16 protein-coding genes are annotated in these 17,611 nt (G+C 49.3%); 3 read left to right on the forward strand and 13 right to left on the reverse strand.

All coding sequences use genetic code 11. The features are described from left to right. The first annotated feature begins 20 nt into the window (after positions 1-20). The 3 genes from ABU178_RS19340 (at position 21) to ABU178_RS19350 (ending at position 2,154) form a co-directional block, all read left to right on the forward strand. Positions 21-689, forward strand: a complete 669-nt coding sequence (locus tag ABU178_RS19340) for an NADPH-dependent F420 reductase (protein WP_397217975.1) — start codon at positions 21-23, stop codon at positions 687-689. A gap of 169 nt (positions 690-858) precedes the next feature. Beyond that, positions 859-1,344, forward strand: a complete 486-nt coding sequence (locus ABU178_RS19345; RefSeq protein WP_397217976.1) for a (R)-mandelonitrile lyase — start codon at positions 859-861, stop codon at positions 1,342-1,344. A 12-nt stretch (positions 1,345-1,356) separates the two neighbouring features. After that, positions 1,357-2,154 carry a carboxymuconolactone decarboxylase family protein gene (locus ABU178_RS19350; protein WP_397217978.1) on the forward strand — a complete coding sequence of 266 codons (798 nt, stop codon included), beginning with the start codon at positions 1,357-1,359 and terminating at the stop codon, positions 2,152-2,154. Between the two features lie 31 nt (positions 2,155-2,185). Here ABU178_RS19350 and ABU178_RS19355 read toward each other — a convergent pair whose 3' ends face one another. The 13 genes from ABU178_RS19355 to ABU178_RS19415 form a co-directional block, all read right to left on the reverse strand. After that, positions 2,186-3,079, reverse strand: coding sequence for a LysR family transcriptional regulator (locus ABU178_RS19355; RefSeq protein ID WP_397217980.1), 894 nt, complete (start codon positions 3,077-3,079; stop codon positions 2,186-2,188). A gap of 127 nt (positions 3,080-3,206) precedes the next feature. Next, on the reverse strand, positions 3,207-3,953 hold the full coding sequence (locus ABU178_RS19360) for an SDR family oxidoreductase (protein WP_397217982.1): 747 nt from the start codon (positions 3,951-3,953) through the stop codon (positions 3,207-3,209). Next, positions 3,953-4,354, reverse strand: a complete 402-nt coding sequence (locus ABU178_RS19365) for a (R)-mandelonitrile lyase (protein WP_397217984.1) — start codon at positions 4,352-4,354, stop codon at positions 3,953-3,955. The genes ABU178_RS19360 and ABU178_RS19365 overlap by 1 nt, the downstream gene beginning before the upstream one ends. A 180-nt stretch (positions 4,355-4,534) precedes the next feature. Beyond that, positions 4,535-5,299: a glucose 1-dehydrogenase gene (locus ABU178_RS19370; protein WP_397217985.1), complete on the reverse strand. Its 765-nt coding sequence runs from the start codon at positions 5,297-5,299 to the stop codon at positions 4,535-4,537. 23 nt (positions 5,300-5,322) lie between these two features. Next, a complete protein-coding gene (gene pptA, locus ABU178_RS19375) occupies positions 5,323-5,553 on the reverse strand; it encodes a tautomerase PptA (protein ID WP_397217987.1) in 231 nt (76 codons plus the stop codon). Positions 5,554-6,023: 470 nt separating this feature from the next. Then, the gene (locus ABU178_RS19380; protein ID WP_397217989.1) at positions 6,024-9,176 is read right to left on the reverse strand and encodes an efflux RND transporter permease subunit; all 3,153 of its coding nucleotides are present in this window, start codon (positions 9,174-9,176) and stop codon (positions 6,024-6,026) included. Then, the gene (locus tag ABU178_RS19385) at positions 9,176-10,354 is read right to left on the reverse strand and encodes an efflux RND transporter periplasmic adaptor subunit (RefSeq protein WP_397217991.1); all 1,179 of its coding nucleotides are present in this window, start codon (positions 10,352-10,354) and stop codon (positions 9,176-9,178) included. The genes ABU178_RS19380 and ABU178_RS19385 overlap by 1 nt, the downstream gene beginning before the upstream one ends. Before the next feature lie 36 nt (positions 10,355-10,390). After that, the gene (locus ABU178_RS19390) at positions 10,391-10,741 is read right to left on the reverse strand and encodes a helix-turn-helix domain-containing protein (RefSeq protein ID WP_397217993.1); all 351 of its coding nucleotides are present in this window, start codon (positions 10,739-10,741) and stop codon (positions 10,391-10,393) included. Between the two features lie 907 nt (positions 10,742-11,648). Further along, positions 11,649-12,698: an NAD(P)-dependent alcohol dehydrogenase gene (locus ABU178_RS19395; RefSeq protein ID WP_397217995.1), complete on the reverse strand. Its 1,050-nt coding sequence runs from the start codon at positions 12,696-12,698 to the stop codon at positions 11,649-11,651. Positions 12,699-12,997: 299 nt separating this feature from the next. Then, a complete protein-coding gene (locus ABU178_RS19400; protein WP_397217997.1) occupies positions 12,998-14,056 on the reverse strand; it encodes an aldo/keto reductase in 1,059 nt (352 codons plus the stop codon). A gap of 103 nt (positions 14,057-14,159) precedes the next feature. Then, entirely contained in the window at positions 14,160-15,005 is an 846-nt protein-coding gene (locus ABU178_RS19405; protein ID WP_397217998.1) for an NAD-dependent epimerase/dehydratase family protein, read from the reverse strand. A 21-nt stretch (positions 15,006-15,026) separates the two neighbouring features. Continuing rightward, positions 15,027-16,007, reverse strand: a complete 981-nt coding sequence (locus tag ABU178_RS19410; protein WP_397218000.1) for an aldo/keto reductase — start codon at positions 16,005-16,007, stop codon at positions 15,027-15,029. A 191-nt stretch (positions 16,008-16,198) separates the two neighbouring features. After that, complete coding sequence (locus ABU178_RS19415) at positions 16,199-17,245, reverse strand: zinc-binding alcohol dehydrogenase family protein (protein WP_397218002.1); 1,047 nt, start codon at positions 17,243-17,245, stop codon at positions 16,199-16,201. Positions 17,246-17,611 lie beyond the last annotated feature (366 nt).

A 17,611-nucleotide genomic window follows, 5' to 3' on the forward strand; every position in this document is an offset into this window, starting at 1 on the left:
AACCTGACGGGAGATACGCCATGAATATAGCGATTCTGGGCTCCGGACTCATGGGGAGCAGGCTGGGGCTTTTGTTCACAAAAGCGGGGCATCAGGTGACATTCAGCTATTCACGTCATCAGGAAAAGCTTCAGCAGCTATCAGAACGCGCAGGTAAAAAAGCAAGCTGGGCAATGCCAGCCGATGCTGTCGCAAACGCTGACGTCGTCCTGCTCGCCGTACACTGGAGCCAGGTACATGATGTTTTGTCGCTTGCAGGCCCTCTCGCAGGCCGTACTGTAATCAGCTGCGTTGTCCCGCTGGATGATAACAATAGCCAATTGGTTATCGGACACGACGATTCAGGTACTGAACAAATTGCCAAATTGCTGCCGGACTGTCAGCTGGTAGCTGCCTTTCAGACAACGCCGAGTGAAATACTGGAATCTGTATTTCGCGGACGCATCAGAGATACTTCTCTTAAACCCAGCGTACTTTTTTGTAGCAACGAGCCAGAAGCCAGCCGTGTCGCCGCAAAGCTCATTAATGATATAGGATTTAATCCGGTCAATGCGGGTTCTCTTAAGAGTGCCCGCTATACAGAGCCTTTCGCGATGCTTACGGTACAGTTGGCCTATTTCAGAAATGACGGCCCTATGCTGACTTATCAATTCAGACTCAATGATCAGGCTGTTCAGGATATTGATTAATAAATAAGACTGCGCCGCGCGTGATATTAAAATTATCAGTGATATTAAAATACTGAAATACATACAGCGTGGAAGAGAATAATTAACGGCATTATCCGCCTCCGTTATATCATTGATGTTGAAAAAATAGTTTTACCGTTCTGCTTTTTAATCTGAAAAGGAGATTTTAATGTTTCGTCAATTCTCTCTGGGTATTTCTCTGTTTCTTATCACAGGCACGGTAGCCCATGCGGTGGATGTTCCCGCCAACGGGTCGGTCACCGTAACAGAAGGCATAGCGCGGACGTATATCCGGGCTCCTGCTGACAATTTTACCGGTCGTGCATGGATCGATCCTCTTTTCCTGAAACCTCAGTCACCACAACGAACGACCGGCTCATTTGTAACTTTTGAACCGGGTTCCCGGACTGCATGGCATACACATCCACTGGGACAAACGCTGGTTGTGGTTTCAGGCACCGGCTGGGTACAGGAGTGGAACAAAGAAAAAATCACCGTACATAGCGGCGATGTGATTAATTTTCCACCGGGCGTTAAGCACTGGCATGGCGCGACGGATAAATCCGGCATGGTCCACCTGGCAATTCAGGAACTCACGCCGGAAGGAAAAAACGTTAATTGGCTGGAAAAAGTCAGCGACACGCAATATGAATAGTGAGGTAAATCGATGTTAAAGAACACTTTCTTACTTCTCTTTTCAGCGCTACTGCTTTCAGGTTGTCATCAGATGAACGATAAGGAAAGGAGCCGCTCAGGCATGTCAGAAACTGTAGATGTGAACCAATCGGTAATGAATGCGGCACCAGCTATGGCCGCTTATTCAGACCGTTTTATTAAAAAAGATTTGTGGAACCGCACAGAGTTATCCCGTCGCGATCGTAGTCTTGTCACCATTGCCGCGCTCATCAGCCGGAATGACACAACTGAGCTCCCTCATTATATTAACCTTGCACTGGACAGCGGCGTAACTGCAACCGAGATATCGGAAACGATTACGCATTTAGCCTTTTATTCAGGCTGGCCAAACGCTTCCGCTGCGGCACTTGTTACAAGCCGCGTATACGCCGCCAGGCACATTGACACGACTAAACTTCCTGGCGCGGAAGTAGAAAGTCTGCCAATTGATAAAGAAGGGGAAGCAAAACGGTTAAAAATAGTTGATGACAACTTTGGCCAGGTCGCGCCCGGCGTGGTTAAATATACAACAGAAGCGGTATTTCAGGATCTTTGGTTACGTCCGGGGCTGGCCCCGCGGGATCGCAGCCTTATCACCGTGGCCGCGCTGGTGACGGCGGGTCAGGTTGCGCAGGTTCCGTTCCACCTCAATCGTGCAATGGATAACGGCCTTACGCGCACACAGGCATCTGAAATGCTGACGCAGCTTGCATTCGTGGCAGGCTGGCCGAATATTTTCTCAGCGATGCCCGTATTCAAAGAAGTTTTTGCGTCCCGCAGCGCTGAGTAGTTGTTATTAAATGCGGACCGGCGGCGCGCTTTCAGCGCTGCCGGTGTCTTAATGCATCTACTACCATTATCAGGGCCCGCGATGACTGGCGGCTGGGATAAAAAAGGTGGTGTCCTTCCCATGCCGGGCAAAATTCAGGCAATACACGTACCAGCTTTCCTGTCTGAAGATAGTGTTCGACCATCTCTTCGGGAACATGAGCCAGTCCGAACCCATCCACAGCAGCATCTACAACCTGAAAAATGTCGTTAAATATTACCTGCCCGTCGACACGCACTTTTACTTCATGCCCGTCTCTTTCGAATTCCCAGGCGTAAATGCCGCCGTGGGTAGATAACCGCAGGTTAATACAGCGGTGATTAACCAAATCTTCAGGCGTAAGGGGTACTGCATGTGAGCGGAAATAGTCAGGGGATGCCACTACTGCAAAGCGGATATCAGGTCCTATCCGGACGGAAATCATGCCGTTAGTTATCTGCTCTCCCAAACGAACGCCAGCGTCATAGCGGTTCGCTGCAATGTCGGTGAGGGCATATTCGTTCGCCAGCTCAATTTTGATGTCCGGATATTCTTTCAGAAGCGGCATCAGCTTAGGCCAGAGAATATATTTGATGGCATAGTCGGTTGCGGTAATACGTACTGTTCCTGTCGGTTTGTCCCGCATGTCGCCTATTGCTGAGAGCTCATTCCATATTTCTTCAAGACGAGGCGCAAGAGAATCCTGCAAACGCTGTCCGGCGACGGTCGGAGAAACGCTTCGCGTAGTACGCGTCAGTAAGCGAACACCCAGCCTTGATTCAAGGCCCCGGATGCTGTGGCTGAGTGCAGACTGTGATACTCCCAGCTGGGCAGCTGCGCGGGTAAAACTTTGCTCGCGGGCTACAGTAACAAAAGCGACCAGATCATTAAGGTTTTCCCGGGCCATCTGTATTATCTCATATAACAAGTGAACAACTTTGCAGTAAGCAGTAAACGCAGCTGTGGATATAAAAAAGGCGTGTCCCACAGTATGGAACACGCCTTCTGTCAGGCTTCTGAATAGTGTATCAGAATCAGACTACCTGGCTGGTAGGACGGTACAAAATCTCGTTGATATCAACTTCAGCTGGCTGGCTGATGGCAAACTCAACGATACGGGCAAAAGAGTCGGGGCCAACGGCGTGCTGCTTATAAAAATCACGCATTCCCTGACCAATCTCTTTATCCGTAATGTGATCGGTTAACTCAGTAGCTACCGCGCCGGGTGAAATAATAGTTGTACGTAAATTCCACTCTTTCACTTCTGAACGCAGCCCTTCGCTAATGGCACGTACAGCATGTTTGGTCGCACAATAAACAGATCCGGTTGGTGTAACCTTATGGCCCGCAACGGAGGATACATTAATGATATGACCACTTTTCTGGGCCTGCATATATGGCAGCGCTGCTGCAATACCGTAGAGCGTGCCTTTCAGGTTCACGTCTATCATATTGTCCCACTCGTCTGTTTTCAAACTATCGAGACGGGATTGCTGCATCAGGCCTGCATTGTTCAACAAGACGTCCACGCGGCCAAATTTTTCTACAGCCGTTTTGATTAAAGCTTCAACCTGCTCTTTGCGGGTGACATCGGTTTCGACCGCAACGGCTTTTCCGCCCTGTTTTTCCAGATCAGAAACGAGGGACTGAAGACGATCAACACGACGTGCACCCAGAACAAGGATGGCACCTAACGCGCTGAGATGACGGGCGGTGCGCTCACCAAGCCCGCTGCTGGCCCCAGTGATAACGACAACTTTCCCTCTGACAGCTGCGCTCATCACTTATCTCCATACTGCTCATCAGTTACTTTTTCCAGCCATTCAACCGCCTTGCCATCCTGCGCTTCCTGAATAGCAATATGAGTCAACGCTGTTGTGGCGCTTGCACCGTGCCAGTGTTTTTCAAACGGCGGGATCCAGACAACATCACCGGGGCGAATTTCTCGTGCTTCTTGTCCCCAGGTTTGAACATAGCCAAAACCTGCGGTTACGATCAAAGTCTGACCGAGAGGATGCGTATGCCAGGCAGTGCGGGCACCTGGTTCGAAGGTTACACTTCCGCCGCTCGCGCGAGCTGGCTCATTGACGGGAAACAACGGATCGATACGGACGGTGCCAGTGAACCAGTCTTCAGGACCTACGATAGATGCTTGTGAACCAATCTTATAGATGTCAGTCATGATGTTTTCCTTAAGTTAGTAAGGACCGGCTGGTTATTTATTTTTGCGCCTGCATTCTGCAGGCCAGCCAGTAGAAGGTGATGTAAGAAGTGTAGGGCATCCTATTTCATCAATTAAGTATGGAAAAAGGGATGCAGAAATGAATTTCATTCATGAGTGTATGTGTGGCTAAACTTTGCATTACTGCACTGTATAGCCTCCGTCAATTGCGAGGGCATGCCCAATTACAAAAGCGGAGTCGGGACTGCAAAGCCATAACACAGCAGCAGCGATTTCCCGGGCTTCCCCCAGGCGTCCGATAGGCTGCAGTTTCATCAGTTGATCCATGGCATCTGGCTCTTTTTCAAGCATAGCGTCAACCATAGGGGTGCTGATAATGCCGGGGCAAATAGCGTTAATCCGGATACCTCGAGCTGCATATTCAAGCGAAGCGCTTTTGGTTAAACCCAGAACACCATGCTTCGACGCATGATAAACGCCCCGGCCAGCTATCCCGACGAGACCGCCAAGTGATGAGCAGTTAACAATGGCTCCTCTACCCTGGGTGCGCATGTGCTGGAGCTCATATTTCATACAGTTCCAGATGCCACGCAGATTAATATCCATCACGCGGTCAAATTCGTCACCATCCGCATCTGCCGTCTCAGCAACCGGGCTTTGGATGCCTGCATTATTGTAGGCAGCGTCCAGACGACCAAATGTCCCAATCGTCTTCTCAATCATCTGGCGAACCTGATTTTCGTCAGTAACGTCACAGACAATATCAAGCACATTGAAACCAGATTCACGAAGCTTGTCTGCAGCCTTGCTAAGCGGCTCTTTTCTGGCATCTGCCATTACAACAGAAGCGCCGGCCTCACAGAATGCCTGGGCAGTAGCGAATCCCATTCCGGAAGCGGCACCAGTAATAAGGGCTACTTTATCCTGAAAATCATATTTGACCATGCTGGTTTACCTCACTGAGTAATTCAGAGTTTATAACCCGGGGTTTTGTATAGCTGATCAAGCACAGGGGAAATAATCGGATCGTATACTTGGGCTTTCCAGTTTTCTTGTGAAACTTGAGTAAAAGCCATTGAGATAGCGTCATCGTTGGTGCCAAGGTGACGTTTGAGTACGTTGCGAAGATCATCTGCCATTGCAGCAATATCGTTTTCGCTTAAATCTCGTGGATTAAAATGCAAATCTAAATGCGGCACATTTCCTCCAGTCATTTATTCAGAAGAAAAATTTTAACGGTCATATAATCTTGCACTGAGTCTATCCAAATGAAAACAGCATGAATCCGCATGCAGTTATGAGTTTAATTCATATCTCCAGAAGAATGAGTGCTTGCCAGTAAATCTGAATAACTGAAAATCAAAAGATTATAAGGCTTACTGATAATATTCTTTTTTAAATAATTTTAGTCCTTATGGTGGTGCGCTCAAGCCTTTTAAATAGCCAGTAACAGGGCTACCCAAGTTGAGAGTAAATGGTTTCGAAAAAATATTGTCGGGACCTAAATAATACTCATCTTCATTATAAATAAAGGCAAAAGACAACTCTCAGGATAGGGTAAGGTTTTAAGAATTTATTTTGTGCAACAGTAGGCTTGCTTAATAAAAGGCCAGCTTTAGTGCCAAAGCTGGCCATGAACTTCATTTAATTTTAAGGAATATAGGATTATTTAACTTACTATTTTTCCTTCATCGACCTCGTCATCCTCATCGTGAGGTTTACCACCAAAGCGGTTGCGTACCACTACAAAGAATACCGGCACAAAATAAATTGCCAAGAGCGTGGCCGCTACCATACCGCCGATCACACCAGTACCTACTGCATTTTGCGCACCGGAACCGGCACCAGAACTGATCGCCAGCGGCAGAACGCCAAGAATAAAGGCAAGAGATGTCATCAAAATGGGACGTAAACGCATTCGGGCAGCTTCCAGTGTGGCTTCGACCAAGCCTTTACCTTCTTTCTCAATCTGATCCTTGGCAAATTCCACAATGAGAATCGCGTTTTTCGCTGCCAAACCGATTGTTGTCAGCAGTCCCACCACGAAATAAACATCATTATTCAACCCGCGTAGCAAAGTGGCCACCAGTGCGCCGAACACGCCGAGTGGCACCACCAACATTACCGAGAACGGAATTGACCAGCTCTCATATAACGCAGCGAGGCAAAGAAAAACCACAATCAGCGAAAGAGCATAAAGCGCTGGCGCTTGTTCACCGGTCATCCGTTCCTGATAAGACATTCCCGTCCAGTCATAGCCGATGCCAGGCGGCAGCTGCTTCGCCAGTTGCTCCATCAGCGCCATTGCCTCACCCGAGCTTTTTCCTGGCGCGGGTTGCCCAAGGATTTCAACGGATGATCGCCCATTATAACGCTCAAGGCGCGGCGAGCCGTACACCCATTCAGCGGTCGAGAAGCTGGCGAAGGGGACCATCTTGCCATTATTGGCGCGCACGTACCAATTGTTAAGATCCTTCGGCATCATACGGTAAGGCGCATCGCTCATGATATAAACTTTCTTTACCCTGCCGTGATCAATAAAGTCATTCACATAATTACCGCCCCAGGCGCTGCTCAGGGTGGTATTAATGTCGGAAAGATCCACCCCCAGTGCCGTGGCTTTCTCCTGATCGATATTAATCTTATATTGAGGACTGTCCTCCATGCCGTTCGGGCGTACCGCGACCAGCGTATCAGAGTGTTGGCGCGCCAGCGCCAACAGCTTGTTACGTGCTTCAGTTAACTTCTCATGGCCGAGATTGCCCCGATCAATTAACTCAAAGTCAAAGCCGGTAGCATTACCTAGCGCGATGATCGGCGGCAGGTTAAAGGCCACAACGTTGCCATCCATAATGCGACTTAATGTCTGCGAGGCCCGGCTGATGATGTCATCGACTTTATTTTCGGCACCGGAACGTTCTGCCCAGTCCTTCAGCCCGATGAACGCAATGCCCACGTTCTGGCCGCGACCGGCAAAACCGTATCCATTTACCGTCAGCACACTTTGAACGTTATGTTTCTCATTAGTGAGATAATAATCATTTATCTGATTCAGCACGGCCTGAGTGCGTTCTTGCGTAGCACCGGCAGGCAGAATTGCCTGCGTTGCAAACACACCCTGGTCTTCCGATGGCAGAAACGAGGTCGGCAGACGCATGAACAGAACAGCCATACCCACAACGATAACGCCGTAAATCAGCAGGTAACGTCCACTGCGGTTGAGCATTCTCGCGACAGAACCCGTGTAGTGATGCGCGCTCCGATCGAATGTACGGTTAAACCAGCCAAACAGCCCGCGCTGCTGGCCGTGTATTCCCGGTTTGACCGGCTTCAGAATAGTGACGCACAGGGCGGGTGTCAGTATCAGCGCCACCAATACAGACAAAGCCATGGCAGAAACGATGGTTATGGAAAACTGACGATAGATTACACCGGTACTGCCTCCAAAGAATGCCATCGGTACAAATACGGCAGACAGCACCAGCGCAATACCGACCAATGCTCCCTGTATCTGGTCCATCGATTTACGCGTGGCGGCTTTTGGCTTCAGTCCCTCTTCAGCCATGACACGCTCTACGTTTTCCACAACTACTATAGCGTCATCCACTAAAAGGCCTATCGCTAACACCATACCGAACATAGTCAATGTGTTGATCGAGTAACCGAACGCATTAAGGATGCCGAATGTCCCCAGCAGTACCACCGGTACAGCGATGGTCGGGATCAGCGTGGCGCGGAAGCTCTGTAGGAACAGGTACATGACCAGAAACACCAGCACGATAGCTTCAAACAGCGTTTTTACCACTTCATGGATCGAGATGGTAATAAACGGTGTAGTATCGTAGGGATAGACGACCTTCAGACCCTGTGGGAAATAAGGCTTCAGCTCCTCAATTTCTGCTCGGATGGCATTGGCGGTATCAAGCGCGTTTGCGCCTGCCGCCAGCTGAATACCAAGCGCTGACGCAGGTTTACCGTTAATTTTGACGACGAAGTTGTAGTTTTCTCCGCCACGTTTAATGCGCGCCACGTCATGCAGACGCACCTGTGAGCCATCACTGTTCACTTTCAGCAGGATGTTGCCGAATTCTTCTGCTGAGGTGAGGCGGGTTTGAGCAATAATCGAGGCATTCAGCTGTTGGCCTTTAACCGGTGGCGTACCACCTAACTGACCAGCCGCAACCTGAGCATTTTGAGTCTCGATCATGTGTATCACATCGACCGGCGTCAGCTGATAATTGTTAAGCTTATTGGGATCGAGCCAAATACGCATCGCGTACTGCGAACCAAATAGTGTTGTATCACCGACGCCATTAATACGGCTGATGGGATCTTTCAGATTGGCGGCAACATAGTCCGCAATATCTTCCATACTCATTTTGCCGGTTTCATCGACGAAACCGGGTACGAGGAAGAATACACCGGAGGTTTTACGCACTGTAATTCCCTGCTGCTGGACTTCCTGCGGCAGAAGGGGCGTGGCAAGCTGAAGTTTGTTCTGTACCTGAACCTGAGCGATGTCTGGGTCAGTACCATTCTCAAATGACAATGTCAGCTGAAGTGAACCGGAAGAATCACTGGTGGATGACATATACATCAGGCCATCCAGACCGCTCATGTTCTGTTCAATTACTTGGGTTACGGTGTTTTGTAACGTGGTTGCATCCGCGCCCGGATAGGTTGCGCTAATCTGAACGGAGGTGGGTGCAACGTCAGGATACTGCTCGACCGGCAGTTTTAGGATAGAAATTCCCCCGGCCAGCATGACGATAATCGCCAGCACCCAGGCAAAGATAGGCCGGTCAATAAAAAATCTGGACATCAGTTAGCGGTTCCTGTTGACGAAGAGGAGCGAGCGAGGGCACTGGCTGCTACAGGCTTAACGGTTGTACCCGGCTGAGCACGTTGTAGACCGGAAACAATGACTCTTTCTCCCGGTTGCAGGCCGCCGGAGACACGCCATTTATCACCTTCTGTTTGTGAAACGCTGATGGTGCGTACTTCCACCTTATTGTCGCTGCCAACCACCATCGCAGTGGCATCTCCCTGAGGAGTACGGGTGACGGCTTGTTGAGGGATGAGCAATGCTTGCGGGTCGAGACCCTCCTCAAGACGCGCACGTAAAAACATGCCGGGTAAAAGAGCATGATTCGGGTTAGGAAGGATCGCACGCAGCGTAATTGAGCCTGTGGTCTGGTCGACCGTGACATCAGAGAAGGCCAGGGTTCCGGTACGTTGGTAGACAGATCCGTCACCAAAGATCACTCTCACTACTGCTTTACCAGCCTGCTGGCGCAGTTTTCCAGAGGCCAGTTCCTGTTGCAGGCGCAGGAAGTCCTGACTCGACTGAGTAATGTCGAGATACATCGGATCGAGTTGCTGAACCGTTGCAAGTTCATCGTTTTGAGCATCCTCTACCAGAGCGCCTTCTGTCACTGAAGAGCGTCCAATACGTCCACTGATTGGAGAGACGATGGTACTTCGGGCCAGATGGATGCGGGCCGTTTCCAGGGCAGCGTTAGCTGCTTCCGCTGCGGCTCGCGTCTGTGCGGCGTTTGCCTGAGCCTCATCGTAGTCCTGCCGACTTATGTAATTTGTTCCGGTCAGTGAGCGGTAGCGATTAAGCGTCACCTGCGCAATACGTGCGTTTGCTTCAGCTTCTGACACAGCCGCTTTCGCGTTGTTGTAACTGGCCCGGAAAGGTGCAGGATCGATCTGATAAAGCGTCTGACCGGCCTCAACATCGCTTCCTTCAGTGAACGCGCGTTTTAGAATTATCCCTGATACTTGTGGACGGACTTCAGCAACGCGGAACGCTGAGGTGCGCCCAGGCAGTTCAGTCGAAACGGGGAGTGGTTGTGTTTTGAGGGTAAGGACCTGAACTTCTGGGGCATCTTGCACCTCAGTAGTTTTCTCTGAGGAATCATCACATCCTGTTAGATTTAAAAGGGTGAATGCGCATAACAAAGCCAGAGGCTTAAGTGCCACATTATTTGGCATTATAATAATCTCCCGGATACCGGCAATAAAGATGAATCAAACCCGGAAATTAGGGGTTTGTGTATTGATGCGCCGATAAGTTGCAGGCGGCACACTATATTTCCGGACAAAAGAACGAGTAAATGACTGCTGAGAATCGTAACCATATTTAACTGAAATATTAATAACAGCTTCCTGGCTATCAAGAAGGTCATGCGCAGCGAGTTCCAGCTTCTTATCACGAATGTAATTACCCAAACTGACATTCTTGACTCGATGAAATATGCGCTGAAGATGCCATTTTGAGTAACCAGAACGTAATGCTACGTCATCAACCTTTATAGGTTTATTAATGTTTTTATCTATCCACTTTAAGAGTTCATAAATAAGATCTTCATGCCTGTCCATTATTGCACCATTAAAATAGGGGGTTGATTAAATTTAGAGAGAATATATAAACAAGCGCCCAATAATGATGTCAAAAAATGGACACTCAATATCGATAGTTGACAATCGCAGTGAGCTGATGACAAATTATTTTTAGATACTTCTGTCTGTAAAGCTTAGCCACGCCCAAAATTTTGTTTCGCCAACCGGCGGAAACAATTTTTATTGCTGATGCGTCCTTAGCCTTCACCTTTTCAGTAAACTGATTGGTTAAATAATTTAATGATTAATCGCCCTGAACGGAGATAAATCCAAAAAAATTTTACTTGAAAAATTGTTTAAAATTTCTGACGCTGAGACGATTAACAAATGAACTATGGTTGTGAAAAAGAACCCAGATGAGAGTAAGGCTTTCATAACATCCTATTTTGGCGAAATTATTTAATTGATAGCTAAAAACAAGATAATAGTAACATTGAATGATACAGTAAATTAGAGGGGAAATGCTGAAAGGAGTTATGAATTAAATTAATTAATCTTGTTTACAGTATACTTGAAGAGCATCCTGATTTTCTATCCTGTTAGATATACATAATTATAACTTTCCGTTAACTAAAAATTCTAGCCGCCACGAATTTGGCAAGTATTATAGAAACATGTAATGCGCCATAAAGTAAGAGGCGCATGATTAATAACTGATATTTTGGGTTGTAAAGCACAAGATGAGGGAGGACATTACTAATAGCAATCACTCTGCTTCCCGCGCGTCAAAATATTTGAAACCACGACTCCGCGCTATCCTGCCAGATGAATGCAAGCAAATACGTGCCCTCTATTGAAAAGTATTTTACTAGTTACTCATAAACACTGTCTTATAAGATATATGACGGAGCGGCAGCACAATCGTGCTGCCGCTTCCCGCAGCGGGTTATTCGGTGCTCAGTGAGGCCATATCTATTACAAAGCGATGTGCCGTATCGCCTTGTTCAAGACGCGCAAAAGTATCGTTGATTTGATCGATACTAATCATTTCGCATTCAGGATAAATATTGTGCTTTGCGCAGAATTCCAGCACCTCCTGCGTTTCAGCAATACCACCGATCAGCGAGCCGGCAACGCGGCGGCGACCCATAACCAATGGGACTGTTAATGGCTCATTCATCAGACCAATTTGGCCGACAATCACTAATGAACCATCTATATCTAATAACGGGGTATAAATATTCAGATCATGTTTAACGGGTGCGGTATCGATAATTAAATCAAACGCACTAGCCGATGCCTCTAAAGCTTTGGTGTCAGATGAAGCCAGAATACCTTTTGCACCCAGCGCTTTTGCGTCTTCCTCTTTTTTGTTTGTACGGCTGATAACCGTAACCTCAGCTCCCATCGCCACGGCGAGCTTAACCGCCATATGACCTAATCCGCCCAGCCCGATAACGGCAACACGACTGCCTGGGCCGACGTTCCAGGTACGCAGCGGAGAGAAAGTAGTAATGCCTGCACAGAGAATAGGCGCGGTCTTCGCCAGATCCATATTTTCCGGAACACGCAACACGAACTCTTCGCGTACAACGATATGTTTAGAATAACCGCCCTGAGTGATGTCGCCGCTAATACGATCTGGCGCACCGTAAGTTGGTGTCATACCGTTACGACAGAATTGTTCTTCATGATATTCACACTGATCACAATGCTGGCAACTATCAACCATACATCCCACTGCAACCTTATCGCCAACCTTGTAATTTTTCACATCAGCGCCAACAGACGTGACAACGCCAACAATTTCATGGCCAGGGATCAACGGATAAGGCTGAGATCCCCAGTCACCGTTGACAGTATGTAAGTCTGAGTGACAAACGCCGCAGTAGAGAATTTCGAGTGAGACATCGTTATCACGTAAATCGCGACGTTCGAAATGATAAGGAACCAACTTCGCGTCAGAAGAATGAGCTGCATAACCAACTGTTTTCATCGAAAACCTCATACAGTGAAAGAAAAAAGAATCGTTTTTTACAAACGATAATGAGGACAGGCGAAGCATATCTGCCCGTCGCTTAAAGGAATGGCAAACCCAGTTTAGGTTAAGGTCCCCGGGTCTGCTGTGCGCCAGTTAAAGCCTGAAAAACGTAGCTGTTAGCAACATGAAATAAAGCCTGCCCGACGTTCGCAGTAAGTTTAGCATCAGTCCGCCGCCCGGCTTCATTGTGTAATAAACAGAAAATTTCATTTTTTTTCAGCTTATTAGGTTAAAAACGTTGCTTGTTATGAATCTCAGTAAGGATTGGGAAACTGGTCAAGCAGGGCGCGATCTGCTGGCGATAAACGCTCGGCGGCGCTTGCTTTCTGATGCCAGTATGGATAAAGGAGCCGGGGTCGGCTTACCGTCTCCAGTCTGGTAACTTCTTCCATTGTCAGTGTAATCTCGGCAGCTTTTAAATTGTCTGCCAACTGTTCGTCAGTGCGCGCACCAATGACCAGCGATGTAACGCCAGGTCGTGTCAATAACCAGGCAAGAGCTATCTGCGCTGGCGTCGCCCCGCGATCGCCTGCAATTGCAATCAGTTCATCAACGATTTTCCAAAGTGCTTCCTGATCAATACCGGCTGGTTCGGGATAGCCCTGCTCGCGGCGCGTTCCTTTTGGGTTGGGATTGTCTCGGGTGAATTTACCTGACAGTAAACCCGCAGCGAGCGGCGACCAGACGAAGATTGATACTTCCTGATCAATGGCGATCGGCATGAGTTCATATTCTGCCTCACGTGATTGCAGGGTGTAGTGAATCTGCTGAGCAACCGGACGAAGCAGCCCGTCACGCTCCGAAATGCCAAGTGCTTTCATGATGTGCCAGCCAGACCAGTTTGAAATACCAAAGTAGCTGATTTTTCCTTCTTGCTGCAGGTCATCAAATGCGCGAAGCGTTTCCTCCAGTGGCGTCGCACCGTCCCACTCATGTGCCCAATAGAGATCGATATGATCGGTGCCGAGTCGTTTCAGGCTGGCCTCGCAGGCCCGTTTGATGTGAAAGCGCGATAGTCCCTGATCGTTTGGCCCAGTGCCCATTGGCAGGCGGACCTTGGAAGCGAGAAGCAGCCGATCGCGCTTGCCTTTAATTGCCTCACCAACAATCTTTTCGGACTCGCCTTCTGAATAGACATCGGCGGTGTCAATCAGGTTGACGCCTGCCTCGATAAGCATATCAAACTGGCGTTTCGCATCTGCGACGCCGCCCTCGCCAATCCTTTCAAAGAAACCCTTACCACCGAAAGTCATGGTGCCAAATGAAAGAGTTGAAACTCTAAGGCCGGAGCGGCCAAGTGGACGATATTCCATGATATTCTCCTGATATTAGGCTGATTGTGAGCAGACATCTTTACTGATCACGCGCGAGCGGCTTGGGTGTTCCTCGCGCGTAAGGATGAAGAACAGCGAAGCGTCATGAATTGCGCCAGCTGTGCTGCGCATGGTAACCGATAAGCTCAGCGGCTCGGGTGGACGATTCAAGTGACTGATAAGTCGCTAAATTTTCCTTAACCGGGACGTCGGGGAAGTATTCTCTGAGTAAATCAGCGGTTGGACGATCGATAATCGTGTCCGCTGCCGCGATAATCATCCGCTCATGTCCTGAAATATCGGCCTCTATTGCCAGGCGGCATGCTTCGCCCGCATCACGCACGTCTACATAGCTCCACAGATTCGCTTTTCGAATGGATGGATTCTTATCTACAGCACCGCGTAACGCGTAATCGTCGTCGTTGCAGATGTTGGAAAAACGGAGTGATACGATGCTAAGCTCTGGGTTCCATCGCACCATCTCGTCCGCCATCACCTCGCCCAGCTTCTTAGTCAGGGAATATGACCATTCAGGTCTGTCAGGATGATCCTCATCAATCGGCACGAAGGCTGGAGGGTGATTGAACGGCAGTCCAAGGATCGTTTCACTGGATGCCCAAACAATTCGGCGAATGCCAGCGCGCGCCGCAGCCGTGAAAACATTATAATTACCCAATGTATTCGTTCGGAATATGACCTCATCGGGCGCGACGGCAGGTGCCGGAATACCCGCAAGGTGCAGCACGATATCCGGCTTAGGCACCATGTCAACACCGCTCATGGCACTGATTATTTGACCAAAGTCGGTGCAGTCACCGCCGATGGTTATCATATCCCCGTCCATGCTGCCTTTGACATCGAAGCCGGTTACAGCGTGTCCAGCGGCTTTAAGCGCAGCTACTGCCGCCACACCAAGTTTGCCGGAACTACCTGTTACAAGAATGTGCATAACTGAACGTTCCTTTTCGGATCAGGCGAAGCCGACTACCGGATGCGGTACGTAAGGTGCCTCCAGCCGGGCGATTTCTTCGTCGGTTAATTTAACGTCAAGTGCTGCGATAGCATCCTCCAGATGGCCCGGTTTGGATGCGCCAACGATAGGGGCGGTCACTTCCGGCTTTGCCAGAACCCAGGCCAGCGCAATCTGCGCACGGGGCAAACCGCGCTCTTCGGCAAGAACAGCAACGGCCTCCACTACCTTGCGATCTGCATCAGCAGTTTGATCATAAAGAGTACGGGCAAATTCATCCGTTTGTGATCGGGAGGTTTCCGCGTTCCAGTCACGCGTAAGCTGCCCGCGTGCAAGTGGGCTCCATGGGATAACGCCAATACCCTCGGCCTTACACAGCGGAAGCATTTCCCGCTCCTCTTCACGGTTAATCAAATTGAGGTGATCCTGCATGCTGACAAAACGTGTCCAACCGTTTTTCTCAGATGTGTGCAGCATGGTCGCGAACTGCCAGGCATACATGGAAGAGGCGCCGATGTAACGTGCCTTGCCGGCTTTCACCACATCGTGTAAAGCCTCCAGTGTTTCCTCAATGGGCGTGGTGGGATCAAAGCGGTGAATTTGATAGAGATCCACATAGTCGGTGCCGAGGCGCTTCAGGCTGGCGTCGATTTCATGCATGATTGCCTTGCGGCTGAGGCCACCGCCGTTCGGCCCTTTGCGCATCGGGACGAATACCTTAGTAGCAATCACTACCTCATCGCGGCGTGTAAAATCTTTCAACGCGCGACCTAATATTTCTTCCGAGCTGCCATCCGAATAGGCATTAGCGGTATCGAAGAAATTGATACCAGCATCAAGCGCTTGTTTAATGAGCGGTCGGCTGGCGTTCTCGTCCAGTGTCCATTCATGGGTGCCGCGCTTCGGATCGCCATAAGTCATACAGCCCAGACAAAGGCGGGAAACTTCCAGCCCGGTGCGTCCAAGTTTCACATAGTTCATTAATAACTCCATTCGTATAAGAAAAAAGCGACTGCCGCATGGCCTTTCCGATTTGTGCAGGAAAGGAATGTTTTGCCTATAAAGAGGCAGTTGATCATATAAGCCATTGATGTTGAAGATGCATCACTCTGAGGCCGCTGAGATCAGGTTGCCGCTATTGCACAGATCTGTTTCAGATGTGGTCGTGAAGGTCAGACCGTTACGATCACGCGTCCAAACCGGCCGCGTTCTTCAGCCCGCGCGTGAGCCGCGTCAATTTCTTCGAACGGAAAAATCCGGTCAATGGGTACCCGTAGTGCGCCGGTAGCGGCAGACTGTAAAAGTCTGACGATCATTGCATGGTTGTGAGGTTCGCCCATTTCTTCTCCGAACAGGCAGCCGGAAACGGTTAATTGACGAAGCAAAAGCTGCCCGGCGTCAATCTTCTGCTCAAGGCCGGCAAAACCGCCAAGCAGCACCACACGACCATGATCCGACATCGTCTCGATTGCATCCCCCAGGACAGGACCGCCAATCGTATCGATCAGAACCGTAACCTTGTTGCCGTCAAGCAGCTTGCGAACCTGCACGCTCGTGGGCTCATCTCTGCTGACTATCGTATCGGTTGCACCATAACCCCGCGTTTTTTCCAGCGTCGCTGCATTTGTGCCTGTGGCAATAACCCGTGCGCCGCGGAGTGCAGCCAGCTGAACAGCTGCGATGCCCAGCCCGCCTGCCGCACCGGTAATCATTACTGTGTCATCGCGCCCTACACCGGAAAGGTCCATTGCCCGCCCGGCGGTTCCTGCTGCCACCGGAATGGCCGCAGCTACGGCAGGATCAAGGCCTTCTGGTATATGAAAGCAGGTCGCCGCAGGCGCTGAACGCAGCGTTGCATGCGATCCGTCGGCAGCGAAGGTCGTCACTTTTTGGCCCACTGAGAAACCCTGAACATTTTCACCCACCGCCACGATTTCACCTGCTGCGGAGTAGCCAAGGACATTATTTCTTCCTCCCATTCCGACGCGGCGGAACATCAGATCACCACCTTCAATACTGATATGTTCAACCCGAATCAGAAGGTCATCAGGGCCAGCGATCGGATCGGGAACCTCAACGATGCGAAGCCGGTTATTACCCGTTGCTTGACCGGTAACTGCTGCTTTATCAAGGAAATCGTTTTTTTTGCCGGGTACGTCTGTTACCTGAGTGGTACAGAGGATTTCACCCGAACTTGATGCAATCAGCGCCGCTTTCATTATGGTTTCCTGTTGTCCTCATCTGCTTTCATATGCCTCGAATGATTATGCCTTTTTTGCAGGCATCTTCTGCATAAAAAAGCTACAGAATTGCACGTTATTGTGCAATTTTGTATTGCAGAGTGCAATTCAGGGTAAAGCCAAAGCGGACGCACAAAAAGTAAAGTAGAATGCGTGGCCACAGAGAAAAGTTCAGGTGCTAATTACGAGTAATAACAGTGGATTAGTGAGTAAAAACTGCTGTTTAAAAAACATAAAATCAGTTATCACTCATTACAGCTAAAAAGGCACTTATGCGTAACAGGGTAAATAGTCAGGCATAATCCCGGAAATTAGGTGGCGTCTGCCCTTGTATTGCATATGGCG

Source organism: Pantoea osteomyelitidis (assembly GCF_044342975.1).
GTDB lineage: Bacteria > Pseudomonadota > Gammaproteobacteria > Enterobacterales > Enterobacteriaceae > Pantoea > Pantoea osteomyelitidis.

Coding starts and splice junctions, on each gene's coding strand:
- ABU178_RS19405 (WP_397217998.1), bottom strand. CDS start 15,005: ATGCACATTCTTGTAACAGGTAGTTCCGGCAAACTTGGTGTGGCGGCA.
- ABU178_RS19390 (WP_397217993.1), bottom strand. CDS start 10,741: ATGGACAGGCATGAAGATCTTATTTATGAACTCTTAAAGTGGATAGAT.
- ABU178_RS19365 (WP_397217984.1), bottom strand. CDS start 4,354: ATGACTGACATCTATAAGATTGGTTCACAAGCATCTATCGTAGGTCCT.
- ABU178_RS19350 (WP_397217978.1), top strand. CDS start 1,357: ATGTTAAAGAACACTTTCTTACTTCTCTTTTCAGCGCTACTGCTTTCA.
- ABU178_RS19355 (WP_397217980.1), bottom strand. CDS start 3,079: ATGGCCCGGGAAAACCTTAATGATCTGGTCGCTTTTGTTACTGTAGCC.
- ABU178_RS19385 (WP_397217991.1), bottom strand. CDS start 10,354: ATGCCAAATAATGTGGCACTTAAGCCTCTGGCTTTGTTATGCGCATTC.
- ABU178_RS19410 (WP_397218000.1), bottom strand. CDS start 16,007: ATGAACTATGTGAAACTTGGACGCACCGGGCTGGAAGTTTCCCGCCTT.
- ABU178_RS19415 (WP_397218002.1), bottom strand. CDS start 17,245: ATGAAAGCGGCGCTGATTGCATCAAGTTCGGGTGAAATCCTCTGTACC.
- ABU178_RS19345 (WP_397217976.1), top strand. CDS start 859: ATGTTTCGTCAATTCTCTCTGGGTATTTCTCTGTTTCTTATCACAGGC.
- ABU178_RS19370 (WP_397217985.1), bottom strand. CDS start 5,299: ATGGTCAAATATGATTTTCAGGATAAAGTAGCCCTTATTACTGGTGCC.
- ABU178_RS19360 (WP_397217982.1), bottom strand. CDS start 3,953: ATGAGCGCAGCTGTCAGAGGGAAAGTTGTCGTTATCACTGGGGCCAGC.
- ABU178_RS19380 (WP_397217989.1), bottom strand. CDS start 9,176: ATGTCCAGATTTTTTATTGACCGGCCTATCTTTGCCTGGGTGCTGGCG.
- ABU178_RS19340 (WP_397217975.1), top strand. CDS start 21: ATGAATATAGCGATTCTGGGCTCCGGACTCATGGGGAGCAGGCTGGGG.
- ABU178_RS19395 (WP_397217995.1), bottom strand. CDS start 12,698: ATGAAAACAGTTGGTTATGCAGCTCATTCTTCTGACGCGAAGTTGGTT.
- ABU178_RS19400 (WP_397217997.1), bottom strand. CDS start 14,056: ATGGAATATCGTCCACTTGGCCGCTCCGGCCTTAGAGTTTCAACTCTT.